Annotated in this window: 18 protein-coding genes; 9 read left to right on the top strand and 9 right to left on the bottom strand. The window is 42.4% G+C overall.

All coding sequences use genetic code 11. The features are described 5' to 3' along the window. Positions 1-286: 286 nt before the first annotated feature. The 9 genes from GJU40_RS18095 to dnaA all read right to left on the bottom strand — a co-directional run bounded on the left by GJU40_RS18095 (position 287) and on the right by dnaA (position 11152). Entirely contained in the window at positions 287-1387 is a 1101-nt protein-coding gene (locus GJU40_RS18095) for an HD-GYP domain-containing protein (RefSeq protein WP_154309465.1), read from the bottom strand. Between the two features lie 161 nt (positions 1388-1548). After that, positions 1549-4065 (bottom strand): DNA gyrase subunit A, encoded by a 2517-nt coding sequence (gene gyrA / locus GJU40_RS18090; protein ID WP_154309464.1) that lies wholly within the window; start codon positions 4063-4065, stop codon positions 1549-1551. 217 nt (positions 4066-4282) lie between these two features. Continuing rightward, positions 4283-4531 carry a hypothetical protein gene (locus GJU40_RS18085; RefSeq protein WP_154309463.1) on the bottom strand — a complete coding sequence of 83 codons (249 nt, stop codon included), beginning with the start codon at positions 4529-4531 and terminating at the stop codon, positions 4283-4285. Positions 4532-4664: 133 nt separating this feature from the next. Continuing rightward, positions 4665-6587 carry a DNA topoisomerase (ATP-hydrolyzing) subunit B gene (gene gyrB / locus GJU40_RS18080; protein ID WP_154309467.1) on the bottom strand — a complete coding sequence of 641 codons (1923 nt, stop codon included), beginning with the start codon at positions 6585-6587 and terminating at the stop codon, positions 4665-4667. Positions 6588-6736: 149 nt separating this feature from the next. Further along, the gene (gene remB, locus GJU40_RS18075; RefSeq protein ID WP_154309462.1) at positions 6737-7009 is read right to left on the bottom strand and encodes an extracellular matrix regulator RemB; all 273 of its coding nucleotides are present in this window, start codon (positions 7007-7009) and stop codon (positions 6737-6739) included. A gap of 5 nt (positions 7010-7014) precedes the next feature. Further along, on the bottom strand, positions 7015-8142 hold the full coding sequence (gene recF, locus GJU40_RS18070) for a DNA replication/repair protein RecF (protein WP_154309461.1): 1128 nt from the start codon (positions 8140-8142) through the stop codon (positions 7015-7017). 12 nt (positions 8143-8154) lie between these two features. Continuing rightward, on the bottom strand, positions 8155-8367 hold the full coding sequence (gene yaaA / locus GJU40_RS18065; protein WP_212029897.1) for a S4 domain-containing protein YaaA: 213 nt from the start codon (positions 8365-8367) through the stop codon (positions 8155-8157). A 96-nt stretch (positions 8368-8463) separates the two neighbouring features. Next, complete coding sequence (dnaN, locus tag GJU40_RS18060; protein WP_154309459.1) at positions 8464-9600, bottom strand: DNA polymerase III subunit beta; 1137 nt, start codon at positions 9598-9600, stop codon at positions 8464-8466. A 199-nt stretch (positions 9601-9799) separates the two neighbouring features. Next, complete coding sequence (gene dnaA / locus GJU40_RS18055; RefSeq protein ID WP_154309458.1) at positions 9800-11152, bottom strand: chromosomal replication initiator protein DnaA; 1353 nt, start codon at positions 11150-11152, stop codon at positions 9800-9802. 621 nt (positions 11153-11773) lie between these two features. Here dnaA and rpmH point away from each other — a divergent pair. The 9 genes from rpmH to GJU40_RS21405 all read left to right on the top strand — a co-directional run. After that, positions 11774-11908 carry a 50S ribosomal protein L34 gene (gene rpmH / locus GJU40_RS18050; RefSeq protein ID WP_154309457.1) on the top strand — a complete coding sequence of 45 codons (135 nt, stop codon included), beginning with the start codon at positions 11774-11776 and terminating at the stop codon, positions 11906-11908. Positions 11909-12184: 276 nt separating this feature from the next. After that, entirely contained in the window at positions 12185-12532 is a 348-nt protein-coding gene (gene rnpA / locus GJU40_RS18045) for a ribonuclease P protein component (RefSeq protein ID WP_154309456.1), read from the top strand. Positions 12533-12689: 157 nt separating this feature from the next. Then, positions 12690-13463: a YidC family membrane integrase SpoIIIJ gene (spoIIIJ, locus tag GJU40_RS18040; RefSeq protein ID WP_154309455.1), complete on the top strand. Its 774-nt coding sequence runs from the start codon at positions 12690-12692 to the stop codon at positions 13461-13463. Continuing rightward, positions 13460-14104, top strand: coding sequence for an RNA-binding cell elongation regulator Jag/EloR (jag, locus tag GJU40_RS18035; protein WP_343031613.1), 645 nt, complete (start codon positions 13460-13462; stop codon positions 14102-14104). The genes spoIIIJ and jag overlap by 4 nt, the downstream gene beginning before the upstream one ends. A 295-nt stretch (positions 14105-14399) precedes the next feature. Continuing rightward, on the top strand, positions 14400-15785 hold the full coding sequence (gene mnmE, locus GJU40_RS18030; protein WP_154309454.1) for a tRNA uridine-5-carboxymethylaminomethyl(34) synthesis GTPase MnmE: 1386 nt from the start codon (positions 14400-14402) through the stop codon (positions 15783-15785). A gap of 24 nt (positions 15786-15809) precedes the next feature. Further along, positions 15810-17699, top strand: a complete 1890-nt coding sequence (mnmG, locus tag GJU40_RS18025; protein WP_154309453.1) for a tRNA uridine-5-carboxymethylaminomethyl(34) synthesis enzyme MnmG — start codon at positions 15810-15812, stop codon at positions 17697-17699. 19 nt (positions 17700-17718) lie between these two features. Then, entirely contained in the window at positions 17719-18435 is a 717-nt protein-coding gene (rsmG, locus tag GJU40_RS18020; protein WP_154309452.1) for a 16S rRNA (guanine(527)-N(7))-methyltransferase RsmG, read from the top strand. Between the two features lie 104 nt (positions 18436-18539). After that, positions 18540-19400, top strand: coding sequence for a nucleoid occlusion protein (gene noc, locus GJU40_RS18015; RefSeq protein WP_154309451.1), 861 nt, complete (start codon positions 18540-18542; stop codon positions 19398-19400). Between the two features lie 113 nt (positions 19401-19513). Beyond that, a partial coding sequence (locus GJU40_RS21405) for a helix-turn-helix domain-containing protein (RefSeq protein WP_343031614.1) occupies positions 19514-19663 on the top strand: 150 nt, incomplete at its 3' end.

Below are 19663 nucleotides of genomic sequence, written 5' to 3'. Positions count from 1 at the left end.
TAGGCACGCCGCCAGCGTTCGTCCTGAGCCAGGATCAAACTCTCCAATAAGATTGTTTGACTTGCTCATAGTAAAAAATTAAAACATTTAACGTTGACGTTGACGTTCTGCTTTGTTTAGTTTTCAAAGAACTGTTTGCGCCTCAGAGGCGACTTTATTAATATATCATGTATCAACCGTATGTGTCAACAACTATTTTTAAATAATGTTTAACCAACAAGCTGACTTAAAGAAGTATATCAGGATCTTTTAAAAAAATCAATAAAAAAAAGAGCATTTTTTTGCTCTATTTTAAGATTGCTTCTATGTATAGTTCCGGCTTATCTTTCAAATGTATGATCGACTCGCTTTCAAGCTTAATTATTGGCCTTGTCGGTAAATTTTCCTCTATAAATACAATTTCAGCCTTTGATCCATCAGACAGCATGACGCGGCTTCCTGTCGATATTTTCATCAGTTCCTTTTTCAGCATATTGACTGCTGTCAGGTCATAGCGGCCAAACTCTGCATGCAGAATTTCTTCCAGTGCTTTGAATGGAGATTCTTTTCTTCTGTAGCTTCTGGCTGATACCATAGCCTGAAATGAGTCTGATAAAGCTACTATTTTGCTGAAAGGATGGAGCTTTTGGCCTTTGATTCCAAGAGGATAGCCGCTTCCGTCCATTTTTTCGTGATGCTGCAAAGCTGCCAGCTTTGCCCCTTCTTGCAGTGCAGGTACGTCTTTCAGCATTTTGTAGCTTAATACCGGGTGCTGCTTTACTTCTTTATATTCCTGTTCAGTCAGAGCGGCTTTTTTCGATAGGATGGAAGAAGGAATTCTGGCCATGCCGCAATCAGCAAAAAAACCGCCAAACGCAACCTGATAGATATCTCCCTGCTGATAGTCCAGTTTTTTTGCAAGAAGTGAGCTCAGCAATGCTACTGACAATGAGTGGTGATAAATATAGTCTTCCGAATTTGAAAGAAAATGCATTTTAAGAATGTCTTCATTGTTAGCCAGCCCCAGATCTATTAGAGGAATTAGAAACTGCCTTACTTTGCTAATATCTATACGGGCGCCTGCCTGCCAGCCTGCAAATAGATTTTGGTATTCACTGAGTGCAGCTTCGTATGCCTTTGAAAAGCTGAAGTCTGCGGCTTTACTACTTTCTTCCGTCTCTCTTATTTGCTTATTTTCTTTTGTGGATGCACCTGATGTGCTGCGGACTGGTTCACCTGAAACCAGGTATGATTCTATCTCCAGTTCTTTTACCATGAACATCTTTAGAATAGATAGAATGTTTTCATCTATAACGGTATCCTTCAAGAGCAGCGGATACTGTGACTGCAAAAAAACATCTTCAGCAGCAATGCTGCCTTCCTGTATCTGATATAATTCGACTTTCATCGCGCATACCCTCCTTTTGTACTATTATAAATCATCTTTTAAGTAAAAACATGACAAATTTCTCAATTTTTACATATTTGTTTTTCACAAGGACGTTTATCCAGCTTTTCTAAACAAGTAAAGTCAAAAATAAAAACCCGGCGGGATGCCGGGTTTTCTAATTAGGTTTCATCAGTTTCGTTTAACGGTTCTGCTTCTTCGTTTAACAATTCCTCTTCAGCCAGTTCTTCAAGCTCTTCTAGTTTTTCTTCTTCTTTTTCAACCAATGCTACTGTCGCAACGTGGACATTTTCATCAAGGCGGATCAATTTCACACCCTGCGTGTTTCGTCCCATTTTTGAGATGCCATCAATGTCCATTCGTATGAGCACGCCGCTCGCCGTAATCAGCATAAGATCTTCAGCGCCTGATGCTGTTTTGACAGAGACTACCGTTCCATTCTTATCAGTGATATTGCACGTTTTTAGACCTTTGCCTCCGCGGCTTTGTCTTCTGTATTCATCAGCGGACGTACGCTTACCGTAGCCGTTTCTTGTGACAATCAGAACATCTTCATCTTCTTCAAGTATCTCCATACCCACTACTTCATCTTCAGAATCGAGATTGATGCCTTTGACGCCAGTTGCTGTTCTTCCCATCGGCCTTACATCATTTTCAGGGAATCTGATCAGCAAGCCATTTTTAGTTCCAATCACCATTTCTTTAGATCCGTCTGTCAGGCGGACTGAGATCAGCTCATCATTTTCACGAAGATTAACTGCAATCAAGCCGCTGTTCCGGATGTTGGAGAATTGTGAAAGCGGAGTTCGTTTTGAAATGCCCGTTTTCGTGGTAAAGAATAAATACCAGTCATCAGCAAATTCAGAAACCGGAATAATCGCATTTACCCATTCGCCTTTTTCCACCTCTAAAAGGTTGACGAGCGGAAGGCCTTTTGCCGTACGGCCAAACTCAGGTATTTCATATCCTTTTGTACGGTATACTTTCCCTTTGTTAGTAAAGAAGAGAATTGTATCATGAGTTGATGTTGTCAGCAGCTGCTGAACAAAATCATTCTCGTTTGTGCCCATGCCCTGTATCCCTCTTCCTCCCCGCTTCTGGCTGCGGTACGTTGAGATAGGAAGACGCTTGATGTAGCCGTTGTGAGTAAGAGTCAGGACAATATTTTCCCGCGGAATGAGATCTTCATCTTCAATGGCCTCAATGCCGCTCGTAATAATTTCTGTTCTTCTGCCGTCATTAAAGCGCTCTTTAATTTCCTGCAGCTCCTCGCGGATGATTTCAAGCACTTTTTCTTCATCAGCTAGAATTGCTTTTAATTCGGCTATCAGCTGAACAAGACCTTGGTACTCTTCTTCAATTTTCTCTCTTTCAAGTCCCGTTAAACGCTGAAGCCTCATATCCAGGATTGCCTGTGACTGTTTGTCAGTTAGAGAAAACTGTTCCATTAATCCTGTGCGGGCAATCTCAGCAGTTTGCGAGCTGCGAATCAGGCTGATGACTTCATCTAGATGATCAAGCGCAACGCGCAGCCCTTCAAGAATATGGGCTCTTGCTTCAGCTTTTCTGAGTTCGAATGCCGTTCTTCTCTTAATGACTACTACCTGATGATCAAGGTAGTACTGCAGGCACTGCTTGAGGTTCAATACCTTCGGCTGGCCGTCAACGAGTGCAAGCATGTTGATTCCAAAACTTGTCTGGAGAGCTGTCTGCTTGTACAAATTATTCAAAAGAACGTTGGCATTCGCATCTCTTCTTACTTCAATGACAATCCGCATTCCGTTTCGGTCTGACTCATCACGAAGATCTGTAATGCCATCAATCTTCTTGTCCCTTACGAGATCAGCAATTTTTTCAATCAGCCTGGCCTTATTTACCTGATAAGGGAGCTCATGAACAAGAATAACCTGTTTTCCTGATGCTTTTTCTTCTATTTCCACCTTCGCACGGATGGTAATGGAACCTCGCCCTGTTTCATAGGCTTTCCTGATTCCGCTTCTGCCAAGAATTTGACCGGAAGTTGGGAAATCCGGACCTGGAATGATCTCCATTAATTCTGCTATAGAAAGCTCTGGGTCTTGGCTGACAGCAAGTACACCATCGATAATTTCTCCAAGCTGATGAGGCGGAATATTTGTTGCCATTCCTACCGCAATTCCGGCAGCTCCATTCACTAAGAGGTTAGGGAATCTTGCTGGAAGTACAACTGGTTCACGTTCTGAGCCATCATAATTGTCTTGATAATCAATGGTATCTTTATTAATATCCCTGATAAGTTCCATTGAAATCTTGGACATGCGCGCTTCTGTGTAACGCATGGCAGCTGCCGCATCTCCATCTACAGAACCGAAGTTTCCATGCCCGTCTACAAGCATATAGCGGAAGTTAAAGTCCTGCGCCATCCTTACCATCGTATCGTAAACAGCCGAGTCTCCATGCGGGTGATATTTCCCGATTACTTCGCCGACGATACGTGCAGACTTTTTAAAAGGCTTGTCGCTTGTCATACCAAGATCATTCATTGCATAGAGAATTCTCCTGTGAACAGGTTTTAATCCGTCTCTTACATCCGGAAGCGCCCGGGATACAATAACACTCATTGCATAATCAAGAAAGGAAGTTCTCATTTCCTGGCTGATATTTATTTCTTTTACTGAAGACATATTATTTTCAGACATACTATAGTGACCTCCCTGAAAATTTATTGGTATGGGAGTTAGGTGAAAAACTATCTCCGATTTTTATATAAAATAATTTAAGTAGCTATGAATATGAACAATTTAGTCTATTCTCCATTATATCAATAATAAGAGGACAATACACCTCAATTTGATGGAAATTTCAATAGTCAGGCATTTTTATGTAAAAACACCCGGATTTTCCGAGTGTTACTTATTACCAGTAAGGGCCATAAGGGTATGGTCCGTAGTACGGATTCAGAAGTACTCCTGCTGCAAGTCCGCCGGCAAATCCAAGCGGCAGACCAAGTCCATAGCCCAAAAATGGTCCTCCAAACCCATAACCAAACGGCCTGCCGAACCCAAACGGCCTGCCGAACCCAAATGGTCTTCCGAATCCAATCGGCCTGCCAAAACCAAACGGCCTGATTCTCTGATCTTGTTCCTGAAAATGTCCGTAGTTCATATTGAACCTCCCGCATACATATAGGTGATTTCCTTATACCATCACCATATGCACGGGACAAATCATTGTATTGGGCGTTTGGCCAGAAGGTATTCATAAAAATAAAAGAAGAGGGAACTCTCCCTCTCCTGAATTAAATATCTAGGTTTTTTACATAGCGGGCATTTTCCTCAATAAAGTTTCTTCTTGGTTCAACTTTATCGCCCATTAAAATTTCAAATGTATCGCCTGCCTCAATGGCATCTTCAAGTGTCACTTGCAGCAGGGTGCGTGAATCGGGATTCATAGTTGTTTCCCAGAGCTGTCCGGGATTCATTTCCCCTAGACCTTTATACCGCTGTAAGCCCGGTTTAGGCTGCTGAGGTATCTCAGCCATGATTCTTTCCAGCTCTCTCTCGTTGTAGGCATACTCGATGCGTTTGCCCTGCTGTACTTTATATAGTGGCGGCTGCGCAATATAAATATAGCCTTTTTCAATAATTTCTCTCATATAGCGGTAGAAGAATGTCAAAAGCAATGTACGGATATGGGCTCCGTCTACATCAGCATCTGTCATAATCACAATTTTATGATAGCGTGCTTTGGATATGTCAAAATCTTCGCCAATTCCAGTTCCAAGGGCAGTGATAATCGCCCTAACCTCATTGTTGGAAAGAATTTTATCCAGGCGCGCTTTTTCTACGTTGATGATTTTTCCCCGCAGCGGAAGAATGGCCTGAAAATGACGGTCCCTACCCTGTTTTGCCGAACCTCCGGCAGAGTCTCCCTCTACCACGTACAATTCACAGATTTTCGGATCTTTTGAGGAACAGTCTGCGAGCTTTCCTGGCAGATTGGAGATCTCCAATGCACTTTTTCGTCTCGTCAGCTCTCTTGCTTTTTTTGCAGCAAGACGCGCTCTGGCAGCCATTAAGCCTTTTTCAACAATCTTTCTGGCAATTGCCGGGTTTTCGAGCAGAAATGTTTCAAAAGTACTGGAGAATACCGCATCTGTAATAGTTCTTGCTTCAGAGTTTCCAAGCTTTGTTTTCGTTTGTCCTTCAAATTGAGGGTCAGGATGCTTGATGGAAATAATTGCTGTCAAGCCTTCCCTGACATCTTCCCCTGACAGATTTGCATCACTTTCTTTGATCATGCCGTTTTTGCGGGCATAATCGTTGATGACTCTTGTCAGCGAGGTTTTGAAACCTGCTTCATGTGTTCCGCCCTCATAAGTGTGAATATTATTTGCAAAAGAGTAGATATTACTTGTGTAGCTGTCATTGTACTGAAGAGCAACTTCCACGGTAATTCCTTCTTTTGCACCTTCTACATAAACAGGCTCGTCATGAACGACCTCTCGTGTTCTGTTCAGATGCTCAACATATGACTTGATGCCGCCCTCATAGTAGTAGTCGTTTTTGCGTTTATTTTCACGTTTGTCTTCAATTGTGATTTTGATGCCTCTGTTAAGGAAGGCAAGCTCACGAAGACGGTTCGCAAGGATGTCATATTCATATTCGAGTGTTTCTGTGAAAATTTCAGGATCCGGCTTAAAGTGAATGATTGTACCAGTTACATCTGTTTCACCAATGACCTTTAAATCTTCCGCAGGAACACCGCGCTCAAACTTTTGATAGTGGACTTTTTCATCACGGTGAACTCTTACTTCCAGGATGGTGGATAATGCGTTCACTACAGAAGCACCAACACCATGAAGTCCCCCGGAAACTTTATATCCGCCGCCGCCGAATTTTCCTCCGGCATGCAGAACAGTCATGATAACTTCAACAGCCGGCCTTCCCATCTTCTCATGTATTCCAACGGGAATTCCGCGTCCATTGTCCCTGACAGAAATGCTGTTATCTTCTTCGATTGCCACATTGATTTCATCGCAGTATCCGGCAAGTGCTTCATCGATACTGTTGTCAACAATTTCCCAGACTAAGTGGTGAAGACCTTTTGTACTCGTTGACCCGATATACATACCAGGCCTTTTTCGAACTGCCTCAAGACCTTCAAGTACCTGTATTTGACTTTCATCATATGCTTGCTGTTCCATTTGTTTTTGTTCCATCGACATATTCATCACCTACACTTTTCTAGAACATGCAAAAAGTTTATTTAATAAGTTTTTCTTAAGAACGCAGAACATGTTCATTCAGCTGCGCTCCACTCATGTGATAAGTATATATATAATCGGCAAGGTGGCCGTAAACAACAATATTATTTCAATACGGAATAGCTGGTTTGCAAATCTGCGTCAAAGGACATTCGCGCTCTTTTTTTCAGCGTTGAGGATGTTAAGGGGGAAAAGTAGATTTTTCCCTTAGTAATGACGACTGATTTTGGCTTCATTTCTGAAAGCTTCACGCTTTGCTTGCTTTGTTTGCTCAGGAACTCCTGTGCAATTTGCGAATCCTCCAAGGATTGGCAGTCGAGTATCATGACAACTTCTTTGGAAGGGAGGATAAAGTTTTCTCCCAAATGGATATACAACTGGATCACTCCTGTTCTTCCATATTGGCCAGGCTGCCGTTCACAACGTAGTATGTGGCCGCATCCTTCAGTGTCTGGTGGTCTATTCCTTCAACACTTGTGGTTGTCACAAATGTCTGGACCTTCCCCTGTATGGTGTTCAGAAGATGAGACTGGCGAAAATCATCGAGTTCAGATAAAACATCGTCAAGAAGGAGAATTGGGTACTCTCCAATCTCATCATAGATTAGGTCAATCTCTGCAAGCTTGAGAGAAAGAGCTGTGGTGCGCTGCTGACCCTGCGAACCGAATGTCTGCACGTCACGGCCATTTACAAAAAAGACAAGATCATCCCGGTGCGGGCCTGCCAAAGTAACGCCCCGCTCTATTTCCTTCTCTTTTATTTTATCAAACTTCTCAAGATATGCTGCTATTATTTTCGACAAGTCCTGTTCTTCTAATACCTCAATCGATGATTTATATTGAATTGTTAAAGTTTCAAGTCCCCTGCTGATGCCAAAATGAATCGGCTGTGCCCATTTTTCAAGCTGTGCAACAAACTGCATCCGCTTGATCAGAAGCTTGCCAGCAGTTTCAGACAGTTGTGAGGTTAATACTTCAAGCATTGTCCTGTCCGTCTGCCTTTTGGTTTGAAGCCCTTTTAAATAATGATTTCTCTGCTGAAGCAGTTTTTGATACCGGCTCAGCTCATGAAGATATACAGCTGAGACCTGGCCGATTTCCATGTCTATGAACTTTCTGCGCACTTGGGGATTTCCTTTTACAAGATTCAAATCCTCGGGAGCAAACATAATGACGTTCATCGCCCCAACATACTGGCTGAGCTTTTGCTGTTCAATATGATTGACCTTTGCCTTTTTTCCCTTTTTGGAAATCACAAGCTGCATTGGAACTGTGCTGTTATGTTTTTGGATCCTGCCTTCTATTTTAGCATATTCCTGATCCCATCGGATAAGATCTTTATCATTTGAAGTCCGGTGGGATTTTGCCATCGCAAGCACGTATATGGCTTCCATCATGTTTGTTTTTCCCTGGGCATTTTCTCCAAGGATCACATTGACTTTATTTTCAAACTGAACTGTCTGTGTTTCATAATTACGATAATGAGTTAGCTTCAATTCTTTAATAAACAAGATAACACCAACTTAATTGGTTATGGTGAAGCTGCCGACCTCGGGTATTTCCACCTTGTCGCCATGTTTCAGCTTTCTTCCTCTGCGGGTATCAAGCTCGCCGTTGATGAATACTTCATACTCCTGCAAAAACCATTTTGCAGTTCCCCCGCTTTGGATAATATCCGCCAGTTTCAAAAACTGCCCCAATGTAATGTACTCTGTTTCAATTTTTACTGTGGACATCTTCATCGCTCTCTTTCAGTCATATTAATTTATTGTACCTGACTTATGAAAAGAAAAGAAGCTACTAGTTCTGTTTCTAGTAGCTGCTCATCCGGTTCAGTACGTTCTTACAGGCAGAATCAGCTGCAGAATCGTGTCATCTCCGGGTGTCCGGATTAAGAACGGTCTCATTGCACCTGTAAAACTTATGCCAATTTCAGTACCTTCCAATGCCTTTAATGCATCCATCATATATTTTGCACTAAAAGATATTTTCAATTCTTCTCCTATAACACTCTGCGTCTGCACTTCTTCAATGACTTTTCCGATCTCTGGTGTATTGGAGGATATCTCAACATAACTGTTATCCACAGTGGATAACTTTACTACATTGTTGCGGCCTTCTTTTGCAAGAAGAGATGCACGGTCAATTGCCTGAAGAAATTCCTTCGTATGAACGACAATCTCTGTTTTGCTTTCGTTAGGGATGAGCCTTGCTGTATCAGGATAGCTTCCATCCAGCAGCCTGGAATAGAACAAGACATTCTTTGCTTTAAACAGCACCTGATTTTCCGTCATAACAATATCGATTGAGTCATTGCTGTCATCAAGAATTTTACTTAACTCGCTCAAGCTTTTCCCTGGAATCACTACATTGTGAGTTCCTTCCACTGCTGTTTCAAGCGGCGCTTTTCTTAAAGCAAGTCTGTGGCTGTCTGTGGCAATGCAAACCAGCTCTCCATTCTCAATCTTCCAGTTAACTCCTGTCAGGATCGGGCGTGTTTCTGAAGTGGATACCGCAAAGACAGTCTGCCTGATCATTGTTTTCAGCAGGTCGTTCGGAATTTGAAATTTATTGTTTTCTTCAATTTGGGGCAGATGCGGATATTCTTCTGCATCAAGTCCATTTAAGTTGAATTCTGCCTTGCCTGAACGGATGACAGTCATAAAATGGTGTCCCACTTCAAGTTCAACAGTGTCCATTGGGAGTTTTCTTACGATTTCGCTGAAAAACCTGGCCTGCAGCACGATACTTCCGGATATCTGGGTTTCAACATTTACTCGTCCGTCTTCTTCAGAGGGGATAAAGGATTCGATAGAAATGTCAGAGTCGCTTCCCGTCATGGTGACGCCATCTTCTCCTGCGGTTATTTTGATACCGGTCAAGATAGGAATGGTGGTTCTGCTGGAAACAGCTTTCATTACGTCCTGCACGCTTTGAACAAGTTTGTCTTTTTGAATTACGAACTTCATGAAAATCCTCCTTTTATGTCAGGGTTATAATTTCATTTTATAGGCATATATTTATATTTTATTTAATAAAAAAAGTAATAGAAGTACTAGTAGGGCCTGTGGATTTGTGGATAACCCCTGAAACAGAAAGCAAACACAGCCTATCCACATGTGGACAGCCTGTGTATGAGTTGAGCACTGTTATTCACATTGTTAACAATTAAGAGCTCTTCAACGTTTCCTGAATATCCTTCAATTGCTTTTGAAGAACTTCATCAACCTGAAGCATCTTTGAGATTTTTTCATGGGCGTGAATGACGGTTGTATGGTCCCTTCCTCCGAATTCTTCCCCAATCTTGGGCAATGAAGAATCCGTCAGCTCCCTGGACAGATACATCGCAATCTGCCGCGGAAAAGCGACTGATTTTGTACGTTTCTTCGCCTTAAAATCTTCCAGTTTCACATTGTACTGCTGTCCGACCACTCTCTGAATATCCTGAATTCTGATAATCCTCGGCTTTGAGCTTGGAATAATATCTTTCAATGCTTCTGCTGCCAAATCAGCATTAATATCCTTGTTAATAAGGGAAGAATAAGCGACAACACGAATAAGTGCACCTTCAAGTTCACGGATATTGGAATCTATTTGATTGGCAATATAAAGCATGACTTCATTAGGAATATCCAAGCCTTCAGCTTTGGCTTTTTTACGCAGAATCGCAATCCTTGTTTCAAGATCCGGAGGAGTAATATCTGTTATCAGACCCCATTCAAACCTGGAACGCAGCCGGTCTTCCAGCGTAGGTATTTCTTTTGGAGGCCGGTCGCTTGAAATGATAATCTGCTTGCTTTCTTCATGAAGCGTATTAAATGTGTGGAAAAATTCTTCCTGCGTCTGTTCTTTTCCGGCAAGAAACTGAATATCATCAATAAGCAGAACATCCACATTGCGATATTTATTTCGAAAATCGACAGCTTTATTGTCCCGAATGGAGTTAATGAATTCATTTGTGAATTTTTCTGATGATAAGTAAACAACTTTAGCAGAAGGATTATGATCAATTACATAATGTCCAATCGCATGCATTAGATGGGTTTTGCCAAGCCCAACGCCTCCATAAATAAATAGGGGGTTATAAGCTTTTGCCGGGGCTTCAGCCACAGCTAATGAAGCAGCATGCGCGAATCTGTTTCCCGAACCGATAACAAATGTATCAAAAGTATATTTTGAATTAAGTACATTTTGGGGGAGGTCTGCTGGTTCTTCATCCTGTTTGGACACTTGCTTAATGGGTCCTTTAGGCATGAAGTCATCCTCATCCTGGTTTTGCGGAATAATGAATCTGATTGCCAGTTCTTCGCCGGTCAGATTATAAATCGTGTTTGCAATTAAGGGAAGATATCTAGTTTCGAGCCAGTCCCTTGCAAAATCGGTTGGAGCGGTAATGGTTAGAGTATCACCCTGCAGGCTGTGGGCCTTCGTGGATTTCAGCCAAGTATCAAAACTGGGCTTGCTTAATTTTTTTTGGATTTCTACCAAAGCCTTGCTCCATAACTCCTCGATATTCTCCATATTTTATTTGTCCCTCCTTTGCCAACTAATAAACAGACATGGTTGTACAATGTTTGTACACCCTCAAAATGACAGTGTATGTTTATGCGTTCTTGCTTATATGTTGAAAACTATATAATATAGTAGAAAAGCGTCTTTTCGACAAAATTCACTATATGTGGATAATCTCTTACACACACTGTTTATAATTTTCCACAGTTTATCCACAGATTGTGGATAAAAAATCGTATCAGGTATTTATTAAGAGTGAAAACACAAATATAATATCAAATTTAACCCAGTGTTGCAATGGCAATCTCAAACTTATCCACATAGAAGACATGCTGTTGAAAATAAATGTCCACAAGAGGGAATTCTGTGAAAAACTTGTCGATAAAGGGTGTGGATAAGAAAAATATGTCGAAAATCTATCCACAAACTTTAAAAAACCAAAAAATGTACAAGAAGATTTTCTTCGGATGTGGTAATATGGAGAAGTTGCAGATCACTGATGCAAAATGCCTTTGAAACTCTTGATTTATGGATACAGTAAACTTTTTTATTAAGTTGACAATATAAGAAGTTCTCTCTATAATTAGAAAGACTGTCTTTAACAGCTATTCCTCAGGGAGGTGTAATAGAATGAAAAGAACTTACCAACCAAATAAGCGTAAGCATAGCAAGGTGCATGGTTTCCGCAGCCGCATGAGCTCTAAAAACGGACGCAACGTTTTGGCTCGTCGTCGTCGTAAAGGAAGAAAAGTATTATCCGCATAGGCCACTGAACAATGTCAGTGGTCTTTTTTACTATGAAAGAAAGTGAAAAGCGGAAGGCTGCAAAAGAGAAGAGGATCCGCCCCGCCTCCTGTTGATGTCAAGGATATTCAATGCAGCCGGGCATCCGTCTTCCCTTACAGCCAGCCGGAAAAAGTATTACTACCAGATAAAAGGCTTAATAAGCTTAAAAATAGATTGCAGTTTAATTCCTGACAGGAACAGGCATAATGATGGTGAAAAAAGCGACAGCTTGATTTCTTGACCGGAGTGAAAAGAATGAGAAAGAAAAATAGAATTAAGAAAAATGAAGATTTTCAGACTGTCTTTAAAAAAGGAAAGTCTATGGCTAACAGGCAATTTGTGGTGTATTCACTTATTCAGCCTGAAGAGAAAGAATTCAGGATTGGTCTTTCGGTAAGCAAAAAGCTTGGCAATGCCGTGACAAGAAACAGAATAAAGCGGCTGATCCGCCAGGTCCTGCTTGAGGAAAAAGAAAATCTCCTCACAGGAAGGGACTATATTATCATTGCGAGAAAACCCGCCGCAGAAATGGATTACAGCGAGGTTAAAAAGAGCTTGATTCATGTATTAAAGCGGGGAGAAATGTTCAAGCAGAAAAAATAGAAGTTCATGCCGAAAACTGCAGAAATTCTTTCTATTAAAACTTGCCCATTACAAGGTTAAAAGATGTTAAAATACAAACTGTACTGAACTCAGTCTGCAGATTTTACAGCATGGGCAGTGAGAGTATAGGTTATTTACGTGTTAGGAGGAAATACGGTTGAAAAGGCGAATAATGTTAATAGCAGGATTAATCGGCTTAGTTGCAGTCTTATCAGGCTGTACCGAAGTTAACCAGCCGATAACGCCTGAAAGTGAAGGGTTCTGGAATTCATATATTGTTTATCCTTTATCTTGGCTTATTACCTACTTTGCAGATTTAACGGGTGACAACTATGGTGTGGCTATCATCATTGTTACATTAATTCTGCGTTTGGCTATATTGCCGCTTATGATTAAGCAAATGAGAAATTCAAAAGCGATGCAGGCTCTTCAGCCGGAAATGCAGAAGCTTCGTGAAAAGTACAGCTCCAAAGATCAGAAAACGCAGCAAAAACTGCAGCAGGAAACAATGGGGCTTTTCCAAAAGAACAATGTTAATCCGCTTGCAGGCTGTTTTCCGCTGCTTGTACAAATGCCGATTTTGATCGGTTTTTACCATGCAATTATGAGAACTCAGGAAATTGCAAATCATAACTTCCTTTGGTTTGACCTGGGGGAGAGAGATCCTTACTTTATACTTCCGGTCGTTGCAGGTATTACGACATTCATTCAGCAAAAAATGATGATGGCTGGAACTGCAAATCAAAATCCGCAGATGGCGATGTTGCTTTACTTAATGCCGATTATGATTGTTGTTTTTGCTGTTACATTCCCGGCAGCTCTTTCATTGTACTGGGTAGTAGGGAACTTGTTCATGATTGTGCAGACTTTCTTTATTAATGGACCTCAAATCAAGCCGGCTGTTGAACAATCAGGAGGAGCTAAAAAGTGAAACAATTAACTGCTACCGGGCTTACAGTCGATGATGCAGTAGAGAAGGCCCTTATGAAATTGGAAGCTTCAATAGAAGAAGTTGAAATTGAAGTAATCAATGAAGGTAAAAAAGGTTTTCTGGGTATTTTCGGGCAAAAGCCGGCAGTTGTTAATGTATCAGTGCTTGTGGATCCGATCAAAGAAGCACAGGCTTTTCTTGAAAGTGTTCTGGATAAAATGGGTGTTGCTGCAAAAGTGGAGAGCAAAAAGGATGGAAGAAACATCAGCTTTCAGATAACCGGTGAAAAAGTCGCTGTGTTAATTGGCAAAAGGGGACAAACTCTGAATTCCTTGGAGTATCTCACCCAGCTGGCAGCCAATAAAAACTCAAGTCATTATATTCATGTGACGGTGGATGCTGAAAACTACCGGCAACGGAGAGAAGAAACACTCATTCAGCTCGCTGAAAAACTCGCCCGCCAGGCAATTGCCACTAAAAAACGGGTTGCTCTGGAGCCGATGCCGGCAAATGAGAGAAAAATTATTCATGGTGCACTGGCTTCTGAAAAACAAATTACTACCTGCTCAGAAGGAGAAGGCAGCAAAAGGCATATAGTTATTTCTCCAAAGCTTAGAAAAATCAACACTGCTGATAAATGATCAGCAGTGTTTTTTGTGTTTCTGTTGCTGAGGATACCCTGGATGGCGGATCGGAAACCATTCTGAATCAGCAAGTTTTCCTTTTAGCTATTAAGGCCATACTGATAGGATAAAGAACTCCTGAAATATTGTTATTCACATGTGGATAAGTTAAAATATAAGGGCATTATGACGATGTGGATAAAATTTCTTTCCTTTTAAAATAACCTATGCTATCTTTAAATTTTGGTAATTGAAAGTAAGCTGTTTCTTTTCTATAGATATAAACACACAATGAAAAAGGCAGGTGAGCACAATGGAATTTGACACAATTGCTGCGATATCAACCCCAATGGGTGAAGGAGCCATCGCAATCGTCAGATTAAGCGGGGATGAAGCTGTTCCCATCATCAATAAGATTTTCAAGGCGCCTGTGGAGAAAAGCCTGCTTGAAGTTCCCTCGCACACCATACATTATGGACATTTAATAGATCCCCGCACTCAGCAAATTGTTGAAGAAGTCATGGTTTCCATTATGAAAGGCCCCAGAACATTTACGAGAGAAGATGTAGTAGAAATTAACTGTCACGGAGGTCTGGTAACAGTCAATCGTGTGCTTCAGCTTGTATTAAATCAGGGCGCCCGTCTGGCAGAGCCGGGAGAGTTCACAAAAAGAGCATTTTTGAACGGCCGAATTGACCTGTCTCAAGCTGAAGCGGTGATGGATTTAATACGGGCAAAAACAGACCGCGCCATGAATGTAGCTCTTGGGCAAATGGAGGGTCGGCTCTCAAGGCTGATTGCCACGCTGCGCCAGGAAATTCTCGAAACACTTGCTATTGTGGAAGTGAATATAGATTATCCAGAATATGACGACGTTGAAGAAATGACGCAGCAGGTTCTGGTGGAAAAAGCTGAGTATATTAAAAGCGAAATCTCAAAGCTGCTGCAAACCTCTCAGCAGGGGAAAATCCTGCGGGAAGGACTTGCGACAGTGATTATTGGAAGGCCGAATGTAGGGAAGTCATCCCTTCTGAACAGCCTGATACAGGAAAATAAAGCGATTGTAACAGACATTCCCGGCACGACGAGAGACGTCATTGAGGAATATGTCAATGTAAGAGGAGTGCCTCTTAAGCTAGTTGATACAGCAGGTATCCGTGAGACGGAGGACATTGTAGAAAAAATTGGTGTTGAAAAATCCAGACAGGTGCTGAAGGAGGCCGACCTCATCCTGCTGGTGCTCAATCATAATGAGGAGCTCTCAAGCGACGATGAGCAGCTATTTGAAGCTGTCAAGGGAATGGATATTATCGTGATAGTCAACAAAACAGATCTGCCGCAAAAAATTGATCTTTCCCGGATCAGGGAGCTGGCGGGCAGCCGCCCGGTTGTGACCACATCCATATTGGAAGAGCAAGGGCTGGATGAACTGGAAGAGTCCATCAGTGCTTTGTTCTTTGAAGGCAGCGTGCAGACTGGAGATTTAACATATGTATCTAATTCAAGGCATATTGCACTGCTCGGACAGGCGGATATGGCTGTAAATGATGTGCTCACTGGAGTAGAAAACGGCCTGCCTGTTGATATGGTGCAGATAGATATGACGAGATGCTGGGAGCTGCTTGGCGAAATAATCGGAGACTCGGTACACGAAAGCTTAATTGATCAGCTCTTTTCGCAATTTTGTCTAGGAAAATAACAATATAATAAGGAGGAAAGCAATATGGGATACAAAGGCGGAGACTTTGATGTCATTATCATTGGCGCAGGGCATGCAGGAACGGAAGCGGCATTGGCTTCTGCAAGAATCGGCGCAAAAACACTCGTTATCACCATCAATCTCGACATGATTGCATACATGCCCTGCAACCCTTCCGTAGGAGGTCCTGCAAAAGGTATTGTTGTACGGGAAATTGATGCGCTTGGCGGAGAAATGGCTAGAAATATTGATAAAACCTATATTCAAATGAGGATGCTGAATACAGGAAAAGGCCCTGCTGTCAGAGCATTGCGGGCACAGGCAGATAAATTTACCTATCAGCATGAAATGAAGAAAACGATGGAGAAGGAAGAAAACCTTACGCTCATGCAGGGAATGGTCGAGCGGCTCATCGTTGAAGACGGGGAATGCAGAGGCGTGATTACCCAGACAGGTGCAGAATACCGCTCCAAATCAGTGGTTATCACAACGGGAACATTTCTAAAAGGCCAGATTATCCTTGGTGAGTTATCCTACTCAAGCGGTCCGAACAATCAGCAGCCATCCATTAAATTATCTGATCATCTCGCCGAACTGGGCTTTGATCTGGTAAGATTTAAAACGGGTACACCGCCGAGAGTAAAAGGTGAAACAATTGATTACTCAAAAACAGAAATTCAGCCGGGCGATGAAGAGCCGAGGGCATTTTCTTATGAAACAACAAAATTTATTACTGACCAGCTTCCATGCTGGCTGACGTACACGAGCACGAAGACGCACCAGATTATAGATGACAATCTTCACCGTTCCCCGATGTTTTCCGGAATGATTAAGGGAACAGGACCCCGCTACTGCCCGTCCATTGAAGACAAGGTTGTCCGCTTTAATGACAAACCGCGCCATCAGATTTTCCTGGAGCCTGAAGGACGCAACACACAGGAAGTATATGTACAGGGACTGTCAACAAGCCTTCCTGAAGATGTGCAGGTGAAAATACTGCAGTCAATTCCAGGGCTTGAAAAAGCACAAATGATGAGAGCGGGATATGCGATTGAGTATGATTCCATTGTACCGACACAGCTATGGCCGACTCTTGAAACGAAGAAAGTGCCGGGTCTGTACACAGCGGGACAAATCAATGGCACGTCCGGTTATGAAGAGGCAGCAGGACAAGGCTTGATGGCTGGAATCAATGCTGCCCAAAAAGCACTCGGACGCGAGGAAGTTATACTAAGCCGTTCTGATGCTTATATCGGTGTGCTGATTGATGACCTTGTTACAAAGGGAACGAATGAACCGTACCGCCTGCTTACATCCAGAGCTGAATACCGCCTTCTTCTCCGTCACGATAATGCTGATATGAGGCTGACCGAAACCGGCCGCAGCATCGGACTTATTTCAGAAGAGCGCTACGCAAAATTTCTTGATAAAAAAGACGCGATTGAAGTGGAGAGGCAGAGACTGAGCGCTGTCATGATCAAGCCGAATGAAGAAACGCAGGAGCTGATCCGGTCCATCGGAGGAAGCGAACTGAAGGACGGAATGAAGGCGATTGACCTGCTGAAACGTCCGGAAGTTAAATATGAGCACATCCATCAGCTGGCGCCAGCAAGTCAATCCGTTGATCCTGAAGTTGCGGAGCAGGTGGAAATTCAAGTGAAATACCAAGGGTATATTGAGAAGTCGCTTCAGCAAGTGGAAAGACTAAAGAAAATGGAAAACAAAAAAGTACCGGAGAATATTGATTATGATGCCATCAGCGGCCTTGCATCTGAAGCCAGGCAAAAGCTGAAAGAGGTGCGTCCGCTGTCTGTTGCACAGGCATCAAGAATTGCCGGAGTGAACCCTGCTGATGTTTCAATTCTGCTTGTATATTTAGAGCAAGGAAGAATAGCCCGGGTGAGCAACGAATAAAAAAAGAAAGGTCTGAATAATGGATACAGCCAAATTTCAAGCCATATTATTGGAGAAGGGCATTACCCTGTCTCCCGTCCAGCTGCAGCAGTTTGAAACATATTATGAATTGCTGGTAGAATGGAATGAAAAAATGAATCTTACATCAATTACGGAAAAAGAAGATGTATACTTAAAGCATTTTTACGATTCCATTTCAGCAGCATTTTATTTCGATTTCAGCAAGAAGCTGTCAATATGTGATGTTGGGGCGGGAGCAGGCTTTCCCAGCCTTCCCATTAAAATCTGCTTTCCCCACTTAACAATTTCAATTGTCGATTCATTAAACAAAAGAATTTCTTTCCTGAACCATCTTGTTTCTGAACTGGGGCTTTTGAATGTGAACCTCTTTCATGACAGAGCTGAAACATTCGGCCAGAATAAACTGCACCGCCAAAGCTTTGATGTAGTGACAGCCCGCGCGGTAGCCCGTCTATCAGTACTGAGCGAGCTCTGCCTTCCTCTCGTGAAGCAGGGAGGCCATTTTGTTGCAATGAAAGCAGCTTCAGCAGAAAGTGAGCTGGCAGAAGGGGAAAAAGCCATTGCTGTATTGGGCGGCAAAGTAGCTTCCATCAAGTCTTTTGTCCTCCCTGTCGAGGAAAGTGAACGAACGATGATTGTGATAGAGAAAACCAAAGAAACACCAAAAGCATATCCGAGAAAACCGGGTACTCCTAACAAGTCTCCTATTTCCTGAAAAATAACACATTGAAAATGATGGTGGTTTTAGGGACAATAGAAGGAGAACAGAGCGGGACAGCGAAATAATAAGTTGGTAGTTTTTAAAGGTGGTGTAGGATCATGAAGCATCCATTCTCTCGTTTTTTTGGGATAGGAGAGAAAGAAGAAGAGGCAGAAGTTGAATTGGGGACAAGCAGCCAGGAAGATGACGGAAAAGAAGAAGTAAAACAAATTCCCGTTCTTGATATTGTTCCTAACCGTTTTCAGCCGCGCACTGTGTTTGTTGATCAGAAAATTGAAGAACTTTCCATGACCATTCGTACCCATGGGATTATTCAGCCTATCGTCGTACGGCTCGTTGACGGGCAGTACGAGCTGATTGCAGGGGAAAGAAGATGGCGGGCTGTTCAGAAGCTTGGCTGGGAAACAATTCCTGCCATTATAAAGGAATTTAATGATAAAGAAACAGCATCTGTTGCATTAATTGAAAATCTTCAGCGTGAGGAACTTTCAGCCATTGAAGAAGCAATAGCATATGCAAAACTTCTTGAACTGCATCAGCTGACACAGGAAGCTCTTGCCCAGAGGCTTGGCAAAGGCCAGTCAACTGTTGCCAACAAGCTTCGCCTGTTAAAGCTTCCACAGGAAGTTCAGGATGCGCTGCTGCAAAAGGCCATTACGGAACGTCATGCCCGCGCCTTAATTCCTTTAAAACACCCGGAGCTTCAAATGAAACTTCTTCAGGAAATCCTTGAAAAGCAGCTGAATGTTAAACAAACTGAAGACCGGGTCGTCAAACTGCTGGAAAACAGCAAACCTAAACCCAAGCCCAAGCGCAAAGCCTTCAGCCGGGACACCAGGATTGCCATGAATACGATCAGGCAGTCTCTTACCATGGTGTCTGACAGCGGCGTCAATATAAATACAGAAGAAGAAGAATTTGAAGAATATATCCAGCTGACAATTAAAATACCTAAATAATCCAAAAACCGCCGGGGGGGTCAAAATCCAGGCGGTTTTTTTATCTTTATCCGACAGAAGACTCCCTCTTCAAGCGGGTGCTGAGCTTTAGCTCAGCGATAAGGGGGAGATGAATGGCGGTTGGCGATAGCCAAAACACTCACTGTTATGGTAAAATTAGAACGTGCGTTCCTATAAAGCGAGGTGAAATCATGTTAGTTAAAAAGGCGTTTAAGTTTCGTATCTTCCCTAATCAAAAACAAATGGAGTTAATCAATAAGACG

Source organism: Metabacillus lacus (genome assembly GCF_009674805.1).
Classification (GTDB): Bacteria; Bacillota; Bacilli; order Bacillales; family Bacillaceae; genus Metabacillus_C; species Metabacillus_C lacus.
Note: the sequence above shows the minus strand (reverse complement) of the source record. Positions and strands in the feature narration are given on the sequence as shown.